The following is a 24,273-nucleotide window of genomic DNA, read 5'->3' as shown; positions in this document are numbered from 1 at the left end:
GCTGCGCGTGCAGAGGCCGAGCCCTATCGTGGTCAGGAGCGCCGACTACCGTTGTTCGGCCGTGTTCCCCACTGACGTGGGGATGACCCCTGTGCGTCTAAGCGGCAGATCTGCTCCCCGTTTCTGCGGGGATGGAGTCCCTTGAGGTCCTGTTAGAAATTCTCGGTACAACTGTGCTTCTAATCGGCCTTGCCTGGCTATCTGAACAGGGTCCGACATGATCATGGGGCAGCCGTGTACCGTAAAAATCCTGACGGGGCCTCAGGTTTCTAGGCTCCGTCGGATCATCGACGACTCAGGCCGAACCCACCTGCAGGTGTGGAGCCAAGGCAATGCGGGCTCGGCCTGAGCTACCTAGACGTTCCCGAAAGGAACCTGCCAATGTTAACTCCCCCCTACCCTCCAGTCAGTGACGGGCAGCAACCAGTTCCCTGGTTGCTGCCCGTCGTCATTGCCGTGCTGACGGCAGGAGCGGGATCGACACTGCCGGTCGACATCGGTATCCGGATCGCCGTGATCGTGGTCGTGGTCGTGGTGGTCCTTCGGCTTTCACCCCGGCGAGGGATCGCGTAGGAGCTGCACACGGCGCAGCCTTGGATCACGACGCACAGGGCCCTGGTGTTCGGGGGAGAACATTGGGGCCCTCCCTCCCCGGGTGGGCCGACATTCGGACCGAGGACAGGGCAAGAGGCCACGGTTTGCAGTTTGGGGGATGGGATGAAGGACAGTGTCGCTCGCCCGGCGCACTGGAGCGAGCAGCTGACGCCAGCCGCTCGCCGGGTATGGGCCAAGGACGTTCGAGAATTGGGGAAGTGGCTTCCGCTGTGGCGGCACATGGCCGACTCGGCGGCCATGGCCGGCCGGTTGTGGGACGAGTGGCTTCCACGGCAGGTGAAGAACCTCGTGGCTGACGCAATGCCGGGGGGTGATGCGGACGGGAGGCTGCTGGCTGTCTGGCTCGCCGCGGTCCACGACATCGGTAAGGCAACCCCCGCCTTCGCATGCCAGGTGGAGGATCTCGCGGCCCGCATGAGCTCTGAGGGGCTGGAGATGCCCACGCTCAAGCAGTTCGGGACGGAGCGAAGGCGCGCTCCGCACAGCCTTGCCGGCCAGGTCCTGCTGGAGGAGTGGCTGGAGGGCCAGGGCTGGCCGCCCCGGAACGTCATGTCCTTCGCCGTTCCGGTCGGGGGACACCACGGCCTGCCGCCCGGGCACGAGGATTTCCGCCAGCTCCGGCAGCACAGCGGACTCCTGCGCATGGAAGGGCCCAGCAACGTCGTGTGGCGCTCCGTGCAGAAGGAACTCCTCGATGCGTGCGCCGGGGCATACGGCGTCCAGGGCCGGTTGGATGAGTGGCGAGCGGTGAAGTTGGCGCAGCCCGTTCAGGCAGTCTTGTCCGCTCTGGTCATCGTTGCCGACTGGATCGCGAGCAATCCCGATCTCTTCCTGCTCTTCCCCGAGGAAGGGCCGCACCGTGACGAGGCGGAGCGGATCGATGCCGCATGGCGTGGTCTTGACCTGCCTCGGCCCTGGTCCCCGCTCCCGCCAGAGGGGACGGCACAGGAGTTGTTCGCCACGCGTTTCCGTCTTCCCGTCGTTCGTCCCCTCCAGGAGGAGGCCGTCCGGCAGGCGAGGAAGGCGCAGGAGCCGGGGCTGATGATCATCGAGGCACCCATGGGGGAGGGGAAGACGGAGGCCGCCCTGGCCGTCGTCGAGGAGTTCGCGGCCCGGAGCGGAGCCGGCGGCTGCTTTATAGCCCTGCCGACTCGCGCCACCTCGAACGCCATGTACAGCCGTACCCGTCGATGGCTGCGGCTTCTGCCCGGCGACGTGGACCCCACGGTGTACCTCGCCCACTCCAAAGGGGCGCTCAACGAGGAATCTGCCAAGGACCTGCGAGCCGGAGCCCGCACCATTGCCGCCGTCGATGCCGACGGCGTTTCGACCACGGCCCCCTCGCGCCGCGAGGACACCTCCCACATCTCCGCCCAGCTCGTCGCGCACCAGTGGCTCCGCGGCCGCAAGAAGGGCATGCTCGCCCCCTTCGTCGTGGGCACCATCGACCAGCTCCTCTTCGCCGGCCTCAAGAGCAGGCACCTCGCCCTCCGCCACCTCGCGCTCGCCGGCAAGGTTGTCGTCATCGACGAAGTGCATGCCTACGACGCCTACATGAACACCTACCTCCAGCGCGTTCTGCACTGGCTTGGGGCCTACGGGGTTCCCGCCGTCATGCTGTCCGCCACCCTCCCCGCGGATCGCCGCCGCCGACTCGCCGAGGCCTACGCCGGCAGCGACGACCCGCGCCCCGAGCTGGCGCAGACCGACAGGTACCCGATCATCACCACCGTCGCACCGGGCCGGGCATCCGTCATCGCCCATCCCGAAGCCAGTGCGGAGCGCCGCACCGAGGTAGTGGTGGAGCGGCTGGGCGACGATCCCGGGGCACTGGCGGACCGCTTGGAGCGGGAACTCCACGGGGGCGGCTGTGCCTTGGTGGTCCGCAACACCGTCGATCGTGTCCTGCAGGCGGCCGAGGTGCTGCGCGAGCGCTTCGGACCCGAGGCCGTGACGGTCGCGCACTCCCGCTTCCTCGACCTGGACCGCGCGCTCAAGGACGACGACCTCGTGGCGCGCTTTGGCCCCGACGGCCCCCGGCCCGCCGGACCCCAGATCGTCGTGGCCAGCCAGGTGGCCGAGCAGTCGCTCGACATCGACTTCGACCTCCTGGTCACCGACCTGGCCCCTGTCGACCTTCTCCTCCAGCGGATGGGCAGACTCCACCGCCACAACCGCGGGCCGGGACAGTCACTCCGCCCCGCTCTCCTGCGCACTGCCCGCTGCCTGATCACGGGAGTCGACTGGGAAGCGGTTCCGCCGGCACCCGTGGCCGGCTCGGTATCCGTCTACGGACGCCATGCGTTGCTGCGTTCCCTTGCGGTGCTCGAAGAGCACGGCATGGAAGCCCCCGTCATATTGCCGGACCACATCAGTGCGCTCGTGCAGACTGCGTACGCGGACACGTGCGACGCCCCGCATGCCACCTGGGCGGACGCGATGGCAGAGGCCCAGGACGAGCACCAGACCCGGGTCGCCAAGCAGGAGTCGGCCGCCGATGTCTTCAGGCTCGACAAGGTGCGCAGGCCGGGCAGGTCCCTGGTCGGCTGGATCGACGCCGGGGTCGGTGACGCCGACGGTACGCGGGCCGGACGTGCACAGGTGCGGGACAGTGACGAGAGCCTGGAAGTGCTTGTCATCCAGCGGCGCGGTGACGGTACCTACGCGACGCTGCCCTGGCTGGACCGAGGGCGGGGCGGCCTCGACGTACCCGTGGACGCGGTTCCGCCACCCCGTACGGCGCGCGCCGTCGCGGCCAGCGCGCTGCGCCTGCCATACCACTTCTCCAAGCCGTGGGTCATCGACCGGGCGATCGAGGAGCTGGAGAAGTTCTGCCCCGACGAGTGGCAGAAACCGGAGTGCCATTGGCTGGCCGGCGAGCTGATTCTCGTCCTCGACGAGGATTGTCAGACCCGCCTGGCAGGCTTCGACCTCCGCTACAGCGTGGCCGACGGTCTGGAGATCCATCCAGCAGGGGCCAAGGACGTGAAGTTGGTGAAGGGCATGCCCAGTTTCGACTTGGTCTCCCGCCCATGGCTGCCTGTGCAGTTACGGGACGGGACCACCACGGAGCTGTCCCTGAAGGAGGCCTTCGCGCGGGCCCACGAAGTGCGGCGCCTGGTCGGTGACACTCCCTCCCAGGAGTTCGCTCTGATCAGGCTGCTCCTGGCGATCCTCCATGACGCCGTCGACGGGCCCCCGGACCTCGACGCCTGGGAGGAGCTGTACAACAGCCCCGATGCCTTCGCCTCCGTTCCGGGCTACCTCGACCGCCACCGGGAGAGGTTAGACCTCCTCCATCCCACCCAGCCGTTCTTCCAGGTGCCCGACCTCAGGACCCAGAAGGACGAGGTCGCATCCCTCAACCGGATCGTCGCCGACGTCCCCAACGGGGAGCCCTTCTTCACCATGCGCAGCCCCGGCGCGGACCGGCTCTCCTTCGCGGAAGCCGCGCGCTGGCTGGTACACACCCAGGCATTCGACACGTCCGGCATCAAATCGGGGGCCGTGGGCGATCCGAGGGTGAAAGGCGGCAAGGGATACCCGCAGGGCGTGGCATGGGCCGGCAATCTGGGAGGCGTATTCGTGGAAGGCGACAGCCTCCGCCAGACCCTCCTGCTCAACCTCGTCGCCACCGACGCGACCGGCCTCTCCATCCGAGACGACACCCCGGCCTGGCGCCGGGACCAGTGTGGGCCCGGCGTACAGGAAAAACTGGAGACCCGGCCAAGCGGCCCCCGGGACCTCTACACGTGGCAGTCGCGACGGATCCGCCTGCACCACGACGGCCGGAGCGTGCACGGAGTGGTCCTCGCCTACGGCGACCCGCTCACCCCCCAGAACAAGCACATCTACGAGCCGATGAGCGCCTGGCGACGCAGCAAGCCCCAGGAGAAGAAGCTCGGCAGCTCGCCCGTCTACATGCCGCGCGAACACGATCCCTCGCGGGCCGCGTGGCGCAGCCTCGCCTCCCTGCTCATGTCACAGGGCCAGGAGGTTCCCGCCCCGAGGGGCGAACCCTCCCCGTACCTGCGAGCCGGCGTACTGAAATGGATCGCCGAACTCACCTACGAGCGTGTGCTGTCCGAGGAGCTGCTCATCAGGCCACGCCTGATCGGCGCCACGTACGGCACCCAGCAGTCGGTCATCGACGAACTGGTCGACGACAGCGTGACCATGGCTGTCGTACTGCTGCACGAGCAGGACCAGCGGTACGCCACCGAGGCCCTGGGGGCCGTGGAGGACAGCAATGCCGCCGTTGGGGCCCTCGGCGATCTCGCGGCCGACATCGCCCGAGCCTCCGGGCGGGACACGGAATCACCGCGGGACGCGATGCGCGACCTCGGCTTCGGGCTGTTGAACGGACCTTACCGGCAGTGGCTGGCCGACCTGGGACCCGCACGGGACCCGGGCGACGCGAGGACAGCTTGGCGGCGGACCGCCTACCGCCTTATCAAGGAGACGGGGGACAAGGAGCTGGCCGCCGCAGGCGTGCGGGGCTGGCTCGACCACGCGGCAGCCGAGCGGATGTTCCTGCGCCGGTTGTTCAAAGCCCTCCCGGTCGAGCGGACGACCGGGACGGAGCCCCCGCCCGGTACGGAAGGAGCCGAGATCAGCAAGGAGACGACTCCATGACCGAAACCCAGACCAGGACCCCGGCGCTACTCTCCCCGAGCACCCCGACGGGTAACGCCGTACAGGCGGACGAGAAGGACGGGTATTCCCCGCTGCGCCATGCCGTCGCACAGCACATCGAGACCCTGCAGAGGGACTATTGCAAGAACCGTTCGTACGCCGTGCGGACACTCGCGCAGCTGCGCCGGGGCATCGGCCGGCAAGCCACGGAACTTTCCGAGCTCTGGGGACTGCTCGGAATCGAGGAGTTCCACGCAAAGCGCCTTGCCCGGGGGCAAGCGCCCGCCAGTGAGGCAGTCGCGGAACGGGCAGAGCGCGCGGCGCACATCGCGGTCACCCTCTGGGCCCTGCACCAGCAGTCCGAGCGGACCGCGGTCACACACCGCTCGGACGGAACGTCCGTCGGAGCGGCCGTGCGCAGGCTCATGTCGGGAGCCGAATCCGACGAGGGCATCCGCAAACGGTTCGTACGGGCCGGATCCGCGAGCACGCTCGCTGTGATGGCGCAGCGGTTGCGTGAGCTCGTCGTCCTGTTCCGGGCGAACGAGATCCCCGTGCCCCTGGACTACGGGCTGCTCGCGGAGCAGCTGGAGGAATGGCAGCGGCCTGGAGGCCCGGCCCGGATCCGCCAGGCCTGGGGCCGGGGCTTTCACGCGTACCGGGCGCCCAAATCCGGCTCGCTGCCCACAGAGCCGCTTCCGCAGGCGCAGACCGAGACCACCACGAACGAGATGAAGGAAGACGAGTGAACCGCACGATCCTCGACGTACACATCCTGCAGACCGTCCCGCCGAGCAACCTGAACCGCGACGACACAGGTGCCCCCAAAAGCGCAGTGTATGGCGGTGTACGCAGGTCGCGCGTCTCCAGCCAGGCCTGGAAGAAGTCGACCAGGCAGGCTTTCGGGACGCTGCTGGACCCCTCCGAGCTGGGGGTGCGCACGAAGAAGGTGGTCGAGGCGCTGGCCGAGCGGGTCATGGGACACGAGCCCTCTCTGACAGAGGAACAGGTGTGGCCGATGGCAGCCGAGATCCTCGCCGCCGCGACGGGCGCCAAGATCGAGGCTCCGACACGCAACCCCGGGAGCAAGGGCGAGAAAGGTGAGGAAGCCGCCGACGCCCAGGCTCCGCAGTCCTCCTACCTGCTGTTCCTCAGCGCCCACCAGCTCGACGGCCTGGCAGGCCTGGTGATCGAGGGCATCGGCGCGAAGACCGATCCCAAGATCTTCATCAAGGACAAGGAAGTCAGGGCAAAGGCCAAACAGCTTGCAGCCGGCCGTCACTCCGTCGACATCGCGCTGTTCGGACGCATGGTCGCGGACACCGCCGACATCAACGTCGATGCCGCCGCCCAAGTCGCCCACGCCCTCAGCGTCCACGCTGTGGATGTCGAGTCGGACTACTTCACGGCGGTGGACGACCGCAACAGCAGCGCCGAGCCCGGCGCCGGGATGATCGGCACCGTCGACTTCAACTCGGCCACCCTGTACCGCTACGCCGCCCTCGACGTCGACCTGCTGGCCAGGAACCTAGACGCCGGACTCCTGGACGGCGAGCGCGCGGGCGAGCCGGTCCGCCGCGCGGTGGAGGCGTTCATCGAGGGCTTCACCCTGTCGATGCCCACCGGCAAGTCCAACACCTTCGGCAACCACACCCTCCCGGACGCCGTCATCGTCAAGCTGCGCTCCGCCCGGCCCGTCAGCTTCGTGGGTGCCTTCGAGCAGCCCGTCACCGAGGCGGAGACCGGGAACGGCAACGTACGCGCCGCGTGCGAGGCGCTGGCCTCACACATCCCCGCCGTCGAGACGGCCTTCGGCGCCACCGCCGACCGGACCTGGGTCCTCCGGGTGGGACAGCACACAGAAGCCCTGGCACCCCTCGGCGAGGAGGTCGGCCTCCGTTCGCTCGTCACCGAAGTCGGCGAAGCCGTCGCGGGACGACTCGGAAAGCGCGGATGAGCGTCCTGGTCCTGCGCCTGGCGGGCCCCCTGCAGTCGTGGGGGGCCTCGGCCCGGTTCGCCCGGCGCACCACCGAGACGGCCCCCACCAAAAGCGGGGTGAGCGGGTTGCTCGCCGCCGCCCTGGGCAGGGACCGAACCGCGGACCTCTCGGACCTTGCCGCGCTGCGCTTCGCCGTTCGCCTCGACCAGCCGGGAACCCGCCTGCGTGATTTCCAGACGGCACGCCACGCGGACACCGAGAAGGCCATGCCGGTCTCCCACCGGTTCTACCTCGCGGATGCCGTCTTCATCGCTGCCGTCGCCGGGGCGGACGGCCTGATCGAAGCACTGCACGAGGCCGTACGTTCCCCGATCCACCTGCCCTACCTGGGGCGGCGCTCCTGCCCGCCCCAGGGTCCTCTCGACCTGGGAGTCAGGGAGACGGACGACCCCGTTGCGGCGCTGAGGACGGAGAGGTGGCAGGCGTCCCCCTGGTACCGCGAGCAGCGCCGCAGGGAGGAGTCGGTCACCTTGACGGTCCTCGCCGACGCCGCCACCGCGGACGGCCCCGGTGACAGCGTCAACGACCACCCGGTCAGCTTCGACCCGCGGCACCGCCGCTACGCCCCGCGCAGCGTCGTATCCGCCTCTGTCGACGTAGCCAATCCGAACCACAGGCCGGGCCGGTCACACCACCCGGCCCATGTCCCGGTGCCCCGGCACGAGCCCGAGGCCCTGTTGTCGCCCCTGGACGGTCCCTGATGCACCTGACACGCTTTCGGATCAACGCGGCACGCCTCGGTGGCCGCAGCCTCCTTGCCTCGCCCCAGCGGATGCACGCCGCTGTGATGTCGTCCTTCGCCGGGGCGCTGCCCTCGATGCCCGGCGTGCCGGGCGATTCCCGCGTGCTGTGGCGGGTGGACCGAAACGCCAAGGCCGAGGTGCTGCTGTACATCGTCAGCGAGGAACGACCCGACCTCACGCACCTGGTGGAGCAGGCCGGCTGGCCCACCACCGCGACCTGGGATACGTACGACTACGCGGACTTCCTGCGCCGACTGGAGAGCGGAAGCACCTGGGCCTTCCGCCTCACCGCCAACCCCGTGCACCACATCCGGCGCAAGGACGGCGAACCCACGAAGCGGACGGCACACGTGACCCCCCGCCATCAAATGGCGTGGCTGCTCGCCCGGCAGGAGACCTCGGGCTTCCGCGTCCTGGAGACCCCGCCTGAGCGCAGGCGCCTGCCGCAGGGCGACGAATTCCAGCTGACGGTACGTGACGAGCGCCGGCACCGGTTCGAGAAGAGCGACGAGCGGGGCGACCGCCGGACCCAGGTCCCCCTCGTCACCGTCACCTTCGACGGCCGCCTCGAGGTGACAGACCCCGTAGCACTAGCCCGCACCCTGATCTCGGGGATCGGCAAGGCGAAGGCGTACGGCTGCGGACTGATGACCCTCGCCAAGGCCGGTTGAGGCATGGCCGACGTAGCCCGGCGCGGCGCCTCGTCGCCCCGTGAGCTCACGCGAGTCGCGGAACGGATCTCGTTCATCTACCTGGAGCGCTGCACCGTCCACCGGGAGGACAACGCCATCACGGCCGAGGACGCCGAAGGCACCACCCACATCCCCTCGGCGACCATTGGAACCCTCCTCCTCGGCCCCGGCACGCGCATCACCCACCAGGCGATGAGCGTGCTCGGGGACAGCGGAGCCGCCGTGGCCTGGGTCGGCGAACAAGGCGTCCGCTACTACGCGGGCGGCCGTTCCCTGAACCGCTCGGCCGCCCTCCTGGAAGCGCAGGCGACGCGGTGGGCCAATCGCAGGACACGCCTGGAGGTGGCCCGCCGGATGTACCGGCTGCGCTTCCCCGAGGAGGACCCCTCCGGGCTGAGCCGGCAGGAACTGCTCGGCCGCGAAGGCCACCGCGTCAAGGAGTGCTACCGCAGCGAAGCGCGCCGAACCGGAGTGCCGTGGAACGGCAGGCACTACATCCCCGGAGACTTCGCCGGGGGTGACGCCCCTAACCAGGCGGTGACGGCGGCGGCCCAGTGCATGTACGGGATCGCCCACGCGGTGGTGGCGGCGCTGGGCTGCTCACCCGGCCTCGGGTTCGTACACTCGGGCCACGAGCTGTCCTTCGTCCTGGACGTGGCCGACCTGTACAAGACGGAGATCGGCATTCCGGTCGCCTTCGACGTTGCGGCGGACTCGATCGAGGACGTTGGCTCACGCACGCGGCGCGCTCTCCGGGACAGGATCAACAAAGCCGGGCTGCTCGACCGGTGCGTCCAGGACATCAAGGACCTGCTCCTGGCAGGGCAGACGCAGATGGAAAACGGGGAGGACCTCGAGGTACTGGGGGGACAGGACCGAGTCATGCTCAGGACCGATCGCGACATGTCCGTCCCGGCCGGCCGGAACTACGCGGAGGCGGAGGTCAGCTGGTGACCGTGATCGTCCTGACACAGTGCCCCGTGGGGCTGCGCGGTCTCCTCACGCGTTGGCTGCTGGAGATCTCACCGGGAGTCTTCATCGGAGGGCCGTCTGCCCGGATCCGCGAAACGCTGTGGGCAGAGGTACGACAGCACGCGGGCAACGGCCGTGCCTTGCTCGCCTACAGCTCGGACAACGAGCAGGGCTTCTCCTTCGAGACCCACGACCACAAATGGCACCCGACGGACCGAGAGGGCGTCACTCTGATCCACCGCCCCAACCCGCGTGCGGCGGCTGCGGCCCCGCCGGCGACCAAGGGTTGGAGCAAGGCATCCAAGAGGCGCCGGTTCGGGAATGGATAGAGAGGTTGGTCTGACATGTCCGATTCTGAAGAAGTGAGTAAAAACTGCCCTCACTCTTGAAGAAACCCCAGATCAGTGAGTCTGCTCCCCGCGCACGCGGGGATGACCCCACCTCGGCGCGGGCGACGGCCGCTCAGGCGTCCTGCTCCCCGCGCACGCGGGGATGACCCCGGCGTCCGGGGGAAGTGGCGCAGCGTGTTGGTCTGCTCCCCGCGCACGCGGGGATGACCCCGGCTCCGGCTCGGCGTCGGGTTCGGCGAGCTGCTGCTCCCCGCGCACGCGGGGATGACCCCGACGGCGACGAGGTGAAGCGGGCGATCCGGGACTGCTCCCCGCGCACGCGGGGATGACCCCGGGCCTCCGGGTCGCTCTTCCAGGCGTCGTCGCTGCTCCCCGCGCACGCGGGGATGACCCTTCCCTTGCGCGGTAGGCCAGTTTGGTCCACCACTGCTCCCCGCGCACGCGGGGATGACCCCGGCGGCGTGGGGGCGGCCGGCGGCCACGTGGGCTGCTCCCCGCGCACGCGGGGATGACCCCTACCTTGCTGCCTGCTTCTGACCCGCTCTGGTCTGCTCCCCGCGCACGCGGGGATGACCCCAGCAACCGCTCCGAGGCGACGTGGAGCACGAACTGCTCCCCGCGCACGCGGGGATGACCCCGACCTCGTCGTGCAGACCTTGGCCGCCGTCCACTGCTCCCCGCGCACGCGGGGATGACCCCGCGGACAAGAGCTGCTCGACGACGTGAGACATCTGCTCCCCGCGCACGCGGGGATGACCCCAGGCGGCGGGCTCCGCTCCCAGAACGGCATCGCTGCTCCCCGCGCACGCGGGGATGACCCCTCGCCGGGGTCGAGCTTCTCCAGCTCCGAGCGCTGCTCCCCGCGCACGCGGGGATGACCCCAACCCCGGCATGGAGCCGGGCCTCGCGAGCAGCTGCTCCCCGCGCACGCGGGGATGACCCCTCGGTGATGAGGCTGACCAGGGCGACGGTCCCCTGCTCCCCGCGCACGCGGGGATGACCCTCCCCCGTGCTAGAGCTGATGTGGGCGGGCACCCTGCTCCCCGCGCACGCGGGGATGACCCCGCCTACGTCGGGCTGCTCTTGGACGACGGCAACTGCTCCCCGCGCACGCGGGGATGACCCCTGCAGGCGAGCGCTGACCGGCCCTCCCGACTCCTGCTCCCCGCGCACGCGGGGATGACTCCGTCGGGCTGATGGCGGGACAGGACGTCGAGGACTGCTCCCCGCGCACGCGGGGATGACCCCGGCCTGGGGCGGGGGCGAAACGGCGGTCGGTGCTGCTCCCCGCGCACGCGGGGATGACCCCCAGCCGGCCCGAGCGGAAGCGACCGACAGTGTCTGCTCCCCGCGCACGCGGGGATGACCCCTCGGCCAAGGCGCGCACGACGGCGACGGTGTCCTGCTCCCCGCGCACGCGGGGATGACCCCGACGGCCGAATGGATGTCGCGAGGGCGTTGGACTGCTCCCCGCGCACGCGGGGATGACCCCAAGCCCTTGGTGTTGGGCATGCTCTCTTCGGCCTGCTCCCCGCGCACGCGGGGATGACCCCGGTCTCGAACCTGGAGCGGGACGGGGCCCCGGCTGCTCCCCGCGCACGCGGGGATGACCCCAGCACATCGGCGTCGGGGTCATCGTCGATGAGCTGCTCCCCGCGCACGCGGGGATGACCCCCGTCGACTGGTACCGGCGCAACCCCGACCGCTGCTGCTCCCCGCGCACGCGGGGATGACCCCGCGGGCTTGACCGCACCGAACCTCCGCTACTCCTGCTCCCCGCGCACGCGGGGATGACCCCGAGGTCGCACCTCTGGTCGCGCCTCTCGTCGCCTGCTCCCCGCGCACGCGGGGATGACCCCCCCTCCTCGTCGCCGGCGTCCAGGTGCCGGTACTGCTCCCCGCGCACGCGGGGATGACCCCGAGGTCGCACCTCTGGTCGCGCCTCTCGTCGCCTGCTCCCCGCGCACGCGGGGATGACCCTCCAGGCGCCCCAAGTCCGCAAGTGCCTCGGCGCTGCTCCCCGCGCACGCGGGGATGACCCCACAAGGAGGGCGGAGGCTCGGGCGGCCTCTCCCTGCTCCCCGCGCACGCGGGGATGACCCCTACCGGGGGACCCAGGGGGCGGAAACCCGGAACTGCTCCCCGCGCACGCGGGGATGACCCCTACGTACGCGGGCCACGGCCAGGCCCCTGGGACTGCTCCCCGCGCACGCGGGGATGACCCCACGCCCTGCACGTCGGCGTACTGGTGGCGGACCTGCTCCCCGCGCACGCGGGGATGACCCCGACCTGGAGCTCTCCCATACGAACGGGAACCTCTGCTCCCCGCGCACGCGGGGATGCCCCCTCGCCGGCCCTGACCACCAGTCCGCCGACAGCCTGCTCCCCGCGCACGCGGGGATGACCCCGCCCTGGTGGACGTGCTCGTGGACAAAGCCGCCTGCTAATCATGGGACGGGCGGACGAACAGCAACGCCGATTCCGTCTGGTCCTGCCCGGTTCTCCACCTGCATTGGCCGGAACGCGCCCTCGCGGTGGTTGAGCCGGCGATGTCCCTGAACCTCACGGACGGCATCCCGGCCGCGGGCGCTGCCTGCCTCGGCCCATAGCCGGTCCGTGCAACGCAAATGGCGGACTTGGGTGATTCGGGCTCAGCCCGGATCAGGTCGAGCGCCTCAGCCTGGCGATCCGCGAAGGGTGCGAGCCACTCGGCATGTTGCAACGCGATCCGGGCTCGGCGCTGCAGGCGGGATATGGCGTTCCTGCCCTCACGGCTTCGGGAGACGGGCTCCGCCAACCACTTCTACGCCCGGATGCTGAAGCAGTTCGAGGGCGAGTACGACGACATCCTCCTCGACATGCGTCCCGCCCTGGATACGGACACCGACTCGCAGACCGCGGCTGCGACGGCAGCGATCATCATGGTCGATGTGGACGAATGGGCGATGAAAGCCGTCAAGATGCAGGTCGCTCAACACAAAAAGATCATGGCCAACCTGGGACGCCCCGCCGACGACCTGGACATCCTAGGCATGGTCATCGGTCGCGTCATGAAGCCCATGGGCGACTTCGACGCCGCCGTCTACAAACAGCTGCGGAACCACCCGCGTATCCCGGTGCTAGGAGAGGTCCCGGTCCGGTCCGCAGCCCTCAAGGAAGCCCGGAACAAGGGACTTCCCGTGGTGTTCTACCGGCCCAAGACGGACACCGCCGACTTCTTTCGCACCATCGCCGCCAACGCCGGGCTGGTGACCGCCGCGTGAGCGAGAAGGACTTCGAGCTGGACGGCTGGGACGACGACGAAGCATCCAGCGACGCCGCCACCAGCCTGACCCGGACGGCCGCGCGAGTCGATGAAGAGCGCGAGGCTCTTACCGAGCAGGCCCTTGCCGAGCGTATCGCCGCTGCCGTCACCGCCGTCCGCCCCGGACTGGACAAGATCCCCGACCCGGTCGACCCGGCGGGCACCGGTGACCTCACCGCAGACGAGCAGAAACGCCTCGAGGCCTGTGTGGCCGGCATCGAGCTGCTCTCCACGGCAACGTGGATCGCGGGCAAGTCCCTCGACACCGTGGCCACCGGCCGCCTGTTCAGGAAGCTCCCGCACAAGCTGGAGCCGGAGCGTTGCTACAAGACGATCGAAGAATGGTCGGAGATCGAACACGGGATCAGCCGCTCCCGCTGCAGCCAACTGCGGGACGGATGGGAACTCGGCGAGGTCCTCGCCGCCCGTAGCTACAAGGCTCCCGAGGGCCAAGTACGCGAGCTCGTACCGTTCCACAACAAGCACGGCCTGAAGGCAGCGGTCGGGGTGTACGAGATGGTCGTCCAGGCCGTCGGCGCGGAAAAGGTCACCGCCAAACGGCTACGGGAGACCGTGAAGCTGTTCCCCGGAGACCTGGCGCTCAGCGACGACGATGACGCGCAAGTCATCGCCCAGTCGCTGGCTGGTGCCATAAAGGGAGCAGAGCCGCCGGCCCCCAAGCCCTCGAACGCCCTGCCCGAGAGCCTCAAGCGAGATGTGGACCGGCGCTCCGTGTCACTCGCAGACCGACTCAAGCGGGGCCGTATCCCACGCCACGACGTTCTGACGCACCTCCTGGCCGCATTCGTCGACGAGCAGGCCCCGCGAGTCTTCGACGCCGTCCTCGAGCGCATCAAGGCCAGCTAGCGATACGGCGGGGGGGCCCCCCCGCCGCGTCTACCAGCGCACCATACCCGCCGATAGATCACAAGATCAGCATTCGGATCTCCTACCGCCCCTGCCCCCTGGCCGCAGTAGCGATAGGGCGAGGCAGGAGATCCCGAAGAAGCTGGGCCGTCTCGGCTTCCATGTCAACACCGCCGTCCAGCTGCTCGTTGATGTACGTGAGGCGGGCGGCAGCCTCCCGGAGAGCCCCGAGGTCGCCTGCGGCGTGGTGTGCCAGGAAGAGGCAGCGGTGCAAGAGCTCGTTCTCCTCGCCTGCGAGGAGCCCCTGGCGGGCGGCCCACAGGGCGCTGGGGATGTCGCCGGCCTCGCGGCGGCGGGTGGACAGTTCGTAGGCGGCGTCCGCGATCGTGGAGATCATTTCCTGGATCAGGGGCTCGGCCCAGGCGTAGCGCTGCGGGTGGGTGTCGGCGAAGGGGCGTCCACGGACGAGGGCGAGGGCGCGCCGAAGGGCGAGGTCACCGTCCTCGTCGTGGTGGGCCATGCCGGTGCGGGTGAGGTGTTGGAAGCGGGTCCAGTCGCTGGTGACGGTGGTGCCGAGCCGGTAGCGGCTGTCACCGGTTTTCTGGACGAGCCGCAGGTGGGGGTTGCCCTCGGTGTCTTTGCCGAGCCATGAGCGTGTGAGGGAGACGGTCTTGTTGCGCATGTTCTTGTTCTCCCTGTGTCCGGGCCACAGGGCGTTGTCGATCGCGTGGTGGTCGATCCCGGTGTTCAGGGCGAGGTAGGCGATGAGTTCGGTGGCGACGGTCAGGCGGCTGGAGTCGATCCGGCCGCCGGCACCGTCGATACGGACTGGTCCGAGGAGCAGCACGGAAGGGCCGGATGACTGCTCCGGTACAGCGGTGGGCTCGGCGATGTCTCTGGCGGTGCCTTCCGGGATCGCCGTCGGGGGCGATGCGGGGAGGGTGACGTGCACGGCTGCCGTGGCTCGGGGAGCGCACGCGTTTGTCGTCCTGCGGGGAGCCTCAGGGTGTTCCAGGTCTGCGTCGGCATAGACGTCGGCAAGGGTGAGGCCGGTCGAACCAGGCTCTTCTGCAGCGCTTGCATCATCGTCCGCGGAAGCGTCCTTGGTCCTGGCCGCCGGGAGCAGAGTCAGGCCTGCGTCGACTGCTGGAGCGGCTTGCCCGGAAGGCACTGCCTGCGTGGTGAACGGAGCCTCGACCTCGCCCTCGGCGTACTCGCCGGGCAGTCCATCCAGATCCGCCCCGAGTGGATCTCCGTCCGTCGGCATCTCTCCGGCCGACGGGTCACCGACGTGGAGATCCTCGACGGCCCGAGGGTCATCGAGAACGTCATCGGTGCGCTCGGAGGCGGGGACGTCGATGTCGCTCGCGGCGACGGTGAGCAGCTCGATGGCGTCGGCGAATTGGGTATCGCTCAGTCCCTGCAGGCGCACGGGCAGATCCGAGCCGGGCAGGACGACGACGTCGTTCGGGCCCTTGCATGTCAGAGTCCATCCCCCGGCGTGCTCGGGTCGGGTGCTGGAGCAGACGAGTGCGCCGGCAACGCGGGGGTGTGCCGCGAGGGTGTCGAGGAGTGAGGCGGCCGTGGTGTCCTCGTGGGACAGGTCCTGTGCCAGGAGGATGAGCGGGGTCCAGGAATCACCGCCGTCCTCCAGGAGCCGCGCGGTACGCAGACTGCTCGCACCTACGTTCTCCAGGGCACGGCGCTGTTCTGCGGCGTGGCCAACAAGCTCGGCGGCCGCCTCGGCGAGCAGCCGGGTGCGGGCGACTCGTTCGGGCACGGCGGTGTCCAGGCCGGGTGCGGTGTCCGCGAGTGCGGTGACTTCGAGGTGACCTGGCAGGGGAGTATTGGCCAGTTCGACCGCGATGGCCTGCAGGACGTGCCGGGCGAAGTCGGCGTCGCCGGCCAGCTGTAGGACCCCGACGTGTTCGAGGTCGACAAGGACGAGATGGCCGGTGGTGTCCCAGCCGACTGAGATCAGTGCCGGGTAGGGGACATCAGCGGCGCGCAGTGCTTCCTCGTCGGCCAAGTGCGGGCTGCTCGCCAGACAGGTCCACAAGTCGGAACGGCCAACGGCTGAGGTGAAGGGCTTCATCGGCGCGCTGTCGTCTGTGAGATGCAGTTCGATCTTCGCGTCGTGTAGGACGACCGCCTCGATGGCGGGCAGCTCGCGGCTCGTGTCGGCAAGGTTGAGGGCGAGGCTGCGCAGGGCACGGTCCAGCAGTTCGAAGCCGCTGGGATGCTGCACCGCGCGCAGGTGTTGTTCGGTCTGCGCGGCCCGGCCCTTGGGCATGGGGATGCGCCGGCCCGGGCGTCGACGGCGCTGCTGGAGGATCCGGCGGACGGTGAGCGTTCCGACCAGCGCCGCGGCCAGGGCTCCAGCCCCCATCCACACCCCGGCAGACACAGCACTGTCCGGGTCCTCGACCTCCGCGACCACGGGCTCCGGGGCCTTGCTGAGGGGCGCGGCTGGTGCAGTGGGCGCAGCCGAAGCGGCCGGTGCCGGCACGCTGGGCGGGCCAGGGCTCGGCGTGGGCGACGGAATAGTTGAGGGGGCGGCCGAGGGAGGAGCCGGCTGCTGTGCCTGGCCCGGGTGTTCATCGCCAACCGGGGCCGGCACCTGTGTACCGGGGTCCGGAGCGGGAGCACCAGCGGCGGGCGGGGGGACGTCGGCGCTGGGGGGCCGTGGGGTGGAGGCCCAGGACGCGGGGAGGTCGAGTTGCTGACCGGGGTAGATGAGGTTGGGGTCGGTGAAGGTGCCGCCGCCCGGCTGGGGCTTGCCGCGGTTGGCTTCGAACAGGGCCGGCCAGTCGTTTGGGTCACCGTGTCGGTCGGCGATGTCCGAGAGGGTGTCGGCCGGCTTGACCGTCTCGGTTGCGGGCTGACCCGGCCCGGGCTCTGAGAGGCCCGCTCCGGTGCTGGGTGAGGGCTGCTTGTCCGGTGCCGGTGGTGCCTGTTCGGCGGCGGGGGAGTTGTCGGCTGCCGGTGGGGTGGCGAGGCGTGCGTCGGCGGGCAGGGTGAGGACGGTGCCTTGGGGGAGGTACTGGTCTCCGGCGACGAGTTCGGGGATGCCGGGGTTGAGGGCGGCGATGTCCTTCCAGCGTTTCCCGTCGCCCAGGTACTGCTCTGCGAGGTCCCAGGCAAGCTCGGTCGAGGAGGTCACCGTGTGCGTCGGCGCCGCGGGCGCTGTGGAGCTGCTCGCAGTGGGCGCCGCAGTTTGCGTGCCGGGTCCGGCGGAGAGCGTGTGGTGGGTGGTCGCGGCGACAGCCTGCGGGGCCGCCACGCTGGCCGCGGCCGCCGGGCCGATCAGGACGATGGATCCGATCAGGAACCCGGCCAGCGACTGCAGGCCTCCTAGCCCGCGGATCTTCGGCGCTTTCTGGCGGCGCAGCACGGCGACGAGTTCGACGAGCGTGGAGAACGCGAAGGAGGCCCAGGCCGCCCACCCGATGCACGTCAGGGCGGTGAGGAAGAGGGTGCCGTCGTCCTGGCGGGTCAGAAGGTCCCAGCCGCCGGACAGCTCGGTCGGCTGGTAGCCGACTTTCAGCAGGAGCAGCGGGATGCCAGCGACGAGCACAGCCAGGACCACGAGACCCAGGACGGCCTTCAGGAGGCGGCCGAGGACTCGCAGTGGAGCGGGGGTGCGGTGGGCCATGGTGCGGCTCAGCCTCCTGGTTGGGTCTGCAGGTGTGCTTTCGCGGTGCCGGTGACGGTGATCGTGCTCTGGCCGACGAGCTGGGCGAAGAGCGTGGTGTACGAGGCGTTGACGGTGATGGTGAGGCTCTGCCCGCCGTCGGTGATCTCGGCGCTGCCCTGGACGCCGGCGGCGGCGAGGTAGTCCTGGGCGGCGCCTGCTGCGGCGTCGGGGTCGATGGTGATGGCGGTGCCCTCGATGGCCTGGGCGGGGTCGAGTTGCTGGCCTGCGGTGCGGGCTGCTTCCTGAGCAAGGGATGCTGCACGGTTGGCAGCGTTCAGCGTGCCCCCGCCGTCAACGAGCAGACCAAGGACCATCAGGATCGCGAGGGTGGTCAGGGCGAAGAACGTGGACATCGACCCGCGGTCACGGTCAGGTGGGTTGAGGGCTGCCGCAATCCGTCTGCGAAGCCCGTGAACCAGGGTGATCACTGGCGCCCCCGGTGCGTATCGATCGGGCTGGTCCACGATGCGGTGAGCGTCTTGGACCCGGGCAGGCCGGGCAGGCCGATGTCGGACAGGTTGGCTGTGCACGCGATCGTCGCGGTCACGTTTGCGGCGACGCCGGTGTCCAGCGCGTAGCCGGAGGTGTCGACGCTCACGCTGGAGGCCTGGCAGGTGATGCCCTCACCCTCAAGGCTCCGGCTGGCCGCGGCCCGGCCTTGGCTCTGGGCTTCACCCGCGTCCCGTTCGAGTGAGGCTGCCCGGGCCGCTGCCCGCGCGGCAGCGTCCACGGCGCCCTCGGCGTCCGTTACCCGGCCGAAGGCGACCATCAGCAGGAGTAGCGAGATCATCACCGGTGCAAGGACCGCTGTCTCCAGGGCGTAGGAACCCCGGTCGCCTCCCACCTCGCTCATGCGGCGCCGCACCCAGACCCTGATCGTCATGGCGCCACCGTCCAGCGTTCGACGGGGGCATCGGCGTACTGAACGACGTCCAGGGTGAAGCCGGGGACCAGGGTGGCGACGCGGCCGCGCACGGTAATGCGGATCTCCTCCGCGGAGCTCCCCTCGGAGGAGACGCTCGCGCCTTGGACGCTGCCGCCGAAGCGGCCCAGGAAGGACTGAGCCTGGGAGACGCCCGCGCCCGGGCCGGAGCCGAACTGCCGCCCGGCCTCGACGCCCTGGCGGGCGGCGGACTGGGCGACTTTCCGGGCGTGGTAGTACAGGCCGACCTGGATGATGGTGAAGATGAGCGTGAGCACGACGACGGCCAGGACCGCGAACTCAACACTGGCGAAGCCGCCGTCGCCCCGAAGTCTGCGCCACCTGTACCAGCGCTTCACGCTGGGGCCTTTCATCCGTGCCGTCCCCTCGTCTTGTTGATGTCGGTGCTGGTCAGCCGCCGCTGATGACGCCGATCTTCTCCAGGAGCTTGGTGCGGATGGCCACCACCAGCAGGCCGGCGCCGAGCAGCAGCGCTCCGGCGATCATTGCCATCTCGGTGGATGTCTGGCCGGCGTCGCCCCTGGCTGTGCGGAGCGCTGTGTAGTGGCTGCGGATCCACACGGTCAGCATCTGGATGTCCATGGGTGGGTTCCCCCTCATATCTGGTTCAGCTTCCGAGAATGGTGATCGTGATGGGGATCATCACGAAGGTGAGCATCAAGATGACGCCGAAGGTGACCGGCAGGATCATCGCTGCGCTCGCCGCGTTGGCCTGGGCTTTGGCATCCGACAGCATCGCGATGCGCAGCTGGCGGGCCTGGGCCTGGAGCGTGGTGTAGACGGCCGCGCCGTCGCCGGCGAGGGCGAGGGTGTCGGCGGGGCGGGTCAGTTCGGGGATGTCGAGTTCGTCGCCGAGTTGCTTGAGGGCGTCCCACACGGTGACGCCGGAGAGGTCGGCCTGGTGGAAGACCTGGCGCATGCGGACGAAGATGAACCCGTCACCGACCTCGGCGGTCTGGGTCAGGGCCTGGGCTGCGCCGGAGTTGGCGATGCGGGCGAGCGCGACGCGCTCCAGGTAGGAGGCGACCGCGGACCGTACGACCAAGCGGGCCGCGGCGGCGTCGCGGGCGACTTCCTTGCCGGGCCAGAACCAGAAGAGGCCGGCCATGGCCAGGGAGACGAGCGCGGGCAGTACGAACGGCAGCGGGGCACCGGCGAGAGCCAGCAGGGCTTGCAGCAGCTGTGGCGCCACCAGCCCGTACAGAGCGAACAGGGCCCGCTTGCCGAGGTGCTCGGCCGGGCTGATGCTCAGCAGGTTCAGGTCCCGGGTGGGGAGCGTGAGGCGCCCGCCGAGTTCGCTGAGGAGCTTGGCTCCGACGTGTTCGGGAAGCGTGCCCGAGCCGTACGGGGCAGCCGAGGCGAGGAGCGGTGCGCCGGTCTTGGCGACGTCCAGGCGGTCGAGCGTGGAGGCCAGGTTCTGGCGGGCCGGCAGGAGGGCGCGTACGGCCAGGCCGATCAGGAGGCCGGCCGCGGCCGCGGGAAGGACCGCGGTCAGCGGGATCATCGGGTGCCTCCGGTCAGGGTGAGCGCGGCGGCGGGCAGCGGGTCGATGAGGCGGGGGTCAGGCTGGGTCCGCGCGATCTTCCGCAGCCAGCGGAGCGTGTAGGCGAAGAGACCGCCGAGGACGGCGAGGACGACCTGCCCGAGCGGGCTCTGGTACCAGCCGGACCAGGCCGGGTTGAGCATGCAGCCGATGACGACAACGCTGATGACTACGGAGACCATGCGGGAGCTCTTGCGGACCTTCGCGCGGTCGGCCTCGATGTCGCGGGCGTCGGCGGCCTGCTGGTGGATGGTGACCGCGAGGGACTCCAGTGCGGTCGACAGGCCTCGTCCCTTGTTGACGATGTGGGTCTGGAGCAGCAGGACTACGTGGTCGCTGACGCCGTCGGCGAGTTCGTCGGCGAACAGGGCGTAAGCACGTTCGGCGTCCAGGCCGGAGCGCAGGCGGTCCGCGAGTGCCCGCACGCTCGGCGCGATCGGTGCGGGGGCGGCTTTGGCGGAGGATCGGATGGTCTGGGGCAGGGAGATTCCGGCCTGGTGTACGCCGGCCAGGTGGTTGAGCCACTGGCCGAGCGCTTCAAGGCGTTCGATGCGCTGGACGGCGGCGGTTCCGGGGTTCAGGACGTAGGGCAGGCCCAGGACCGCCCCGCCGGCGAGGAGGCCGTGGACGGGCCAGCCCGTCCACGCCCACACTGCCAGCGTCGCTACGGCGGCGACGGCGCACAGGTGACGCCAGCGGTTCTGCCAGGCCTGGGGCAGTTCGGCTTTCGCCCGCTGGATCCGCCCGGCCGTACGGCTCGGGGGTTTGCCCGGGTCGACGGCACGGCCGCGGAGCGCACGGACGGCGCTGATGAGCGCGAGGACCATGACGGCGGCGCAGCAGGCGGCGACGAGGGCGAGCTGGCTGGAGTTCACCGCATCTCCCTGAGGGGTGTGTTCATCGTCGTACCAGCTCCAGGGGGGCGCCCCAGGCTGCTGGCTCGTGGGTGAACCAGTGGCGGTAGAAGTTGCCGGTGAGTTCCAGTTCGTCGACGAAGGAGGGCATGTTGCGGTAGACGGCGCGCCGCTCGGTCCCCTGCGGCGCGAAGATCTCGGTGATGGAGGGGCGGCCACCTTCACCCACGACGTCGTGAATCTCCAGGACGTGCGAGACGAACCGGTGGCGGCGGCCGCCGAGCGCGGTCTCGTCCAGGTAGGTGAGGTAGACGACCACGTCGACGGACGAAGCGATGAGGTGGTGCGCGGCTTCCGTCTGCATGCCGGCGTTGGTGCACAGCTGGACGAGACGGCTGATGATGGCGTGCGGCCGCCGCACGTGCAGGGTGCACATCGAGCTCTTGCCGCCTGCGGACATGGTGTCCAGCATGGAGAGGATTTCCTTCGACCGGACCTCGCCGACCATCACCCGGGTCGCGTTGTAGCGCAGCGCGGTGTCGAACATGTCGGAGATGGTGATCTCGCCGGTCCTCTCACCGGCGCGGACCTCGCCGTTGGACTGGCGGGCCTCGAAGGCGAATGTGAGGGGGCCGGGCTTGTCCGGCGGACCGGGTTCATCCAGGTAGAGCTCGCGGTCCGACTCCAGGGTGACCAGGCGCTCTTCGGCGGGGATCTCGCGCCCCAGGGCGCGCAGAAGGCTGGTCTTGCCGGCTCCCATGTCCCCCACGACCAGGATGTTCAGCTTGGCCATGACGCAGCCGATCAGGAAGGCGCGCAGGATCGGGTTGATGGAGCCCATCTCGAGGAGCTGGTCCAGGCCGTGATCGCGGATGCGGTGCTTTCGGATCGCCACCGAGGGCCGGGTCGTGAGCAGGCTCGAGGTGACGCGGGAGCCGTCCGGCATCCGGAACCCGATCGAGGGCGTGGCCTGGGTCAGCGACCGTTCGCCGTGCCCGGACAGGCCCGCCATCCGGTTGACCCAGGCGGTGAGCTCGTCGTGGGAGTCGGCGATCCTGTCGATGGTGCGGCGGGGGCGGTCGTAGTACTCGATGTGGGCCTTCAGGCCGTCGACCATGATGTCCTCGACGCCCTCCTCGTCCAGCAGGGACTGCAGGCGGCCGCCACGGAACATCGCGTTGAAGACGGCATCGCTTATTGCGCGTTCCTGGTCGGAGCTGAGCGGGGTGTTGCCCTGGGCGTAGAGGATCACCCACTGCGCGACCGCTGCGTTGACCAGTGAACGTGCCCGTGCGCGGCGGTCGTCCCCGTCCAGTAGCCGGTTGGGGTCCTCCGCGGTTAGCTTCTGGGAGACGTCGGCCTGCAGGGACTCGATCACATCCCATGCGACTGGCAGTTCGCCAGGCAGCTCGGCGAGCCGGGGCACCGAAGCCGGACCGGCGGACGCCACTGGGAGGGCAGGGCGGGCCGCAGGTACGGGGTGTCGGGCAGCCGGAGCCGCGGACGGCGGCCCCGACGGTGTCCCGTGACCGATGCGTCCGGCGAGCAGGCTCGTGATGTCGGCAGGCCCCGCGCTCAGGCCGGGGCGCTGATGGGTGTCAGCCACGGGGCGCCGCCCCCTGGCTCAGCCGCTGCAGCACACCCGACAGCTGCGGGTACGCGGGCGCTGGCGGCTGCGGGTACTGGCGTTGCAGACGCCGGCGCGAAGCCGCGGCCCGGAAGTTGTCGGAGGCGGTGCGCGCGCGGGGGAGTAGGGGGTTGCGCTTGCTGTTGCGCGGTGGCTGCCCGCCGTGGGTGAGGTAGCCGGCCGTCTCCGGGTCGAAGGGCAGCGCGGCCAGGACCGGCAGCCGCAGGGTCTCGGCGATCTCGTGGGCGCGGGCAGGGCCCTCCTCAATGAGCAGCAGACCCAAGGCGTCCGCGCCGGAGCCCCGCTCCTCAAGCTCCGCTTTCAGCGGGTCAATGACATAGCGGGCCAGAGACAGCGACTGGCTGGTGCCGCGTACGACAAGGAGGACGAGGTCCGCGCCGTGGAGCAGGGGAGCCGGGGTCAGGACAGGGTGCAGGGCGCCGGACTCCAGCGCGATCCGGCCGGCGTCGATGGTGACGTCGTAGCCGCCCTCGTCGGAAAGCACCCGCATCACCTGAGAGAGGGCCGGCCAGGTCCGGCTCAGCCCCGCGGCCTGTGCCGGATCCGTCAGACCGGGCAGAACCCTGCGGTTGCCGGCACCGTCCAGTGGGATCAGGTGGCTGGCGAAGGTGTGCGCGAGCGCGTCATCGCCGGCGCGTTCGGCAGCCGCCAGGTGATAAAGCCCGTAAGAGGCGTCGACCCGGCCCTGCAGGAGGCCGGCTCGGATGGTCCCTCCGGCTGGATCGCACTCGGCAAGCAGCGAAGGCTGCGAGGAGGCGAGGGCCAAGGCCAGTGCGGTGGTGGTGACACCAGAGGACTTCGCGGAGACGAGCGCGGTCACGGTCACGAGGCGCTCCGTGCTTCACGGACGAGAGCGATCCGGCCCGCGGACGCACGCGTGGCCAGGAGCGGGCCGTCCGACGTCGCGACGGCCAGATTGATGACGATGGCACCGGAGGCATCCGGCCGGCTGACAGAGACGACGGTGGCCTTCACCGAGACCGGAGGAGCTTCGGCTTCCTTCCCGCTGCCCTGTTCACCCTGCCCGGGCACGGTCACCGCCAGGACCTTGTCCCCAGGCACCAGCGATCCTGCCGGGGCCTGGCCGCGCTTGACCTGCACACCGACCTGGGCCTTGTCGTCGCCCAGCCCTGAGCCCGGGTTCAGCTGCGAGGCAAGGAGCAGGCCGCCCTTACGCAAGTCCACGGCAGGCCGCTTGCCGATCACCGAGGCGCGGTCGGCGGCGGGCATCGGGGTCAGCGCGCCATCCGCGGACACCTCGGCGATCACGACATCGGCGGCCGTCAGCGCCTAATGGGAGCTGCGGAACCGGGGAATGCTTGGTTCCGTAGCCGCCAGCAGGTGAGCACTTTCGACGCCGGAAGCATCGACTTCTGAGGTCAGACCGTGCCCCTGCTGGTCGGCCGGGAGG

Annotated in this window: 19 protein-coding genes and 1 CRISPR repeat array; of the genes, 9 read left to right on the top strand and 10 right to left on the bottom strand. The window is 70.0% G+C overall.

Translation table 11 applies throughout. The features are described from left to right. The first annotated feature begins 717 nt into the window (after nt 1-717). The 9 genes from casA (at nt 718) to OTB20_RS36825 (ending at nt 14,177) form a co-directional block, all read left to right on the top strand. Nucleotides 718-5,250 (top strand): type I-E CRISPR-associated protein Cse1/CasA, encoded by a 4,533-nt coding sequence (gene casA / locus OTB20_RS36865; RefSeq protein ID WP_267824302.1) that lies wholly within the window; start codon nt 718-720, stop codon nt 5,248-5,250. Next, nucleotides 5,247-5,999, top strand: a complete 753-nt coding sequence (casB, locus tag OTB20_RS36860) for a type I-E CRISPR-associated protein Cse2/CasB (protein WP_267824301.1) — start codon at nt 5,247-5,249, stop codon at nt 5,997-5,999. The genes casA and casB overlap by 4 nt, the downstream gene beginning before the upstream one ends. Further along, a complete protein-coding gene (gene cas7e / locus OTB20_RS36855) occupies nt 5,996-7,207 on the top strand; it encodes a type I-E CRISPR-associated protein Cas7/Cse4/CasC (RefSeq protein WP_267824300.1) in 1,212 nt (403 codons plus the stop codon). Before casB ends, cas7e begins: the two co-directional genes overlap by 4 nt. Continuing rightward, the gene (gene cas5e / locus OTB20_RS36850) at nt 7,204-7,950 is read left to right on the top strand and encodes a type I-E CRISPR-associated protein Cas5/CasD (RefSeq protein ID WP_267824299.1); all 747 of its coding nucleotides are present in this window, start codon (nt 7,204-7,206) and stop codon (nt 7,948-7,950) included. The genes cas7e and cas5e overlap by 4 nt, the downstream gene beginning before the upstream one ends. Continuing rightward, on the top strand, nt 7,950-8,663 hold the full coding sequence (gene cas6e, locus OTB20_RS36845; RefSeq protein WP_267824298.1) for a type I-E CRISPR-associated protein Cas6/Cse3/CasE: 714 nt from the start codon (nt 7,950-7,952) through the stop codon (nt 8,661-8,663). Before cas5e ends, cas6e begins: the two co-directional genes overlap by 1 nt. Nucleotides 8,664-8,666: 3 nt before the next feature. Next, nucleotides 8,667-9,638 (top strand): type I-E CRISPR-associated endonuclease Cas1e, encoded by a 972-nt coding sequence (cas1e, locus tag OTB20_RS36840; RefSeq protein ID WP_267824297.1) that lies wholly within the window; start codon nt 8,667-8,669, stop codon nt 9,636-9,638. Continuing rightward, complete coding sequence (cas2e, locus tag OTB20_RS36835) at nt 9,635-9,985, top strand: type I-E CRISPR-associated endoribonuclease Cas2e (RefSeq protein ID WP_267824296.1); 351 nt, start codon at nt 9,635-9,637, stop codon at nt 9,983-9,985. Before cas1e ends, cas2e begins: the two co-directional genes overlap by 4 nt. Nucleotides 9,986-10,066: 81 nt before the next feature. Further along, nucleotides 10,067-12,414: a CRISPR direct-repeat array (repeat unit 29 nt; unit sequence CTGCTCCCCGCGCACGCGGGGATGACCCC). A gap of 345 nt (nt 12,415-12,759) precedes the next feature. Continuing rightward, nucleotides 12,760-13,269 (top strand): ParA family protein, encoded by a 510-nt coding sequence (locus OTB20_RS36830; protein ID WP_267824295.1) that lies wholly within the window; start codon nt 12,760-12,762, stop codon nt 13,267-13,269. Then, nucleotides 13,266-14,177 carry a hypothetical protein gene (locus tag OTB20_RS36825; protein WP_267824294.1) on the top strand — a complete coding sequence of 304 codons (912 nt, stop codon included), beginning with the start codon at nt 13,266-13,268 and terminating at the stop codon, nt 14,175-14,177. Before OTB20_RS36830 ends, OTB20_RS36825 begins: the two co-directional genes overlap by 4 nt. 82 nt (nt 14,178-14,259) lie before the next feature. Here OTB20_RS36825 and OTB20_RS36820 read toward each other — a convergent pair whose 3' ends face one another. The 10 genes from OTB20_RS36820 to OTB20_RS36775 all read right to left on the bottom strand — a co-directional run bounded on the left by OTB20_RS36820 (nt 14,260) and on the right by OTB20_RS36775 (nt 24,119). After that, nucleotides 14,260-17,832, bottom strand: coding sequence for a LysM peptidoglycan-binding domain-containing protein (locus OTB20_RS36820; RefSeq protein WP_267824293.1), 3,573 nt, complete (start codon nt 17,830-17,832; stop codon nt 14,260-14,262). 8 nt (nt 17,833-17,840) lie between these two features. Continuing rightward, the gene (locus OTB20_RS36815; protein WP_267824292.1) at nt 17,841-18,227 is read right to left on the bottom strand and encodes a pilus assembly protein TadG-related protein; all 387 of its coding nucleotides are present in this window, start codon (nt 18,225-18,227) and stop codon (nt 17,841-17,843) included. Between the two features lie 71 nt (nt 18,228-18,298). Beyond that, entirely contained in the window at nt 18,299-18,757 is a 459-nt protein-coding gene (locus OTB20_RS36810; RefSeq protein WP_267824291.1) for a TadE/TadG family type IV pilus assembly protein, read from the bottom strand. Beyond that, nucleotides 18,754-19,170 (bottom strand): TadE family protein, encoded by a 417-nt coding sequence (locus OTB20_RS36805; protein ID WP_267824290.1) that lies wholly within the window; start codon nt 19,168-19,170, stop codon nt 18,754-18,756. Before OTB20_RS36805 ends, OTB20_RS36810 begins: the two co-directional genes overlap by 4 nt. Before the next feature lie 37 nt (nt 19,171-19,207). Continuing rightward, nucleotides 19,208-19,399: a hypothetical protein gene (locus tag OTB20_RS36800; protein ID WP_267824289.1), complete on the bottom strand. Its 192-nt coding sequence runs from the start codon at nt 19,397-19,399 to the stop codon at nt 19,208-19,210. Between the two features lie 25 nt (nt 19,400-19,424). Then, entirely contained in the window at nt 19,425-20,321 is an 897-nt protein-coding gene (locus OTB20_RS36795; protein WP_267824288.1) for a type II secretion system F family protein, read from the bottom strand. Continuing rightward, entirely contained in the window at nt 20,318-21,235 is a 918-nt protein-coding gene (locus tag OTB20_RS36790; protein WP_267824287.1) for a type II secretion system F family protein, read from the bottom strand. The genes OTB20_RS36795 and OTB20_RS36790 overlap by 4 nt, the downstream gene beginning before the upstream one ends. A gap of 22 nt (nt 21,236-21,257) precedes the next feature. Beyond that, the gene (locus OTB20_RS36785) at nt 21,258-22,592 is read right to left on the bottom strand and encodes a CpaF family protein (RefSeq protein WP_267824286.1); all 1,335 of its coding nucleotides are present in this window, start codon (nt 22,590-22,592) and stop codon (nt 21,258-21,260) included. A gap of 220 nt (nt 22,593-22,812) precedes the next feature. Beyond that, nucleotides 22,813-23,688 (bottom strand): hypothetical protein, encoded by an 876-nt coding sequence (locus OTB20_RS36780; protein ID WP_267824285.1) that lies wholly within the window; start codon nt 23,686-23,688, stop codon nt 22,813-22,815. Further along, entirely contained in the window at nt 23,685-24,119 is a 435-nt protein-coding gene (locus tag OTB20_RS36775) for a hypothetical protein (protein ID WP_267824284.1), read from the bottom strand. Before OTB20_RS36775 ends, OTB20_RS36780 begins: the two co-directional genes overlap by 4 nt. Nucleotides 24,120-24,273: the final 154 nt, after the last annotated feature.

The sequence above is a fragment of the Streptomyces sp. H27-H1 genome, assembly GCF_026627445.1.
Lineage (GTDB): Bacteria > Actinomycetota > Actinomycetes > Streptomycetales > Streptomycetaceae > Streptomyces.
This window is presented reverse-complemented; position numbering and strand designations above follow the sequence as displayed.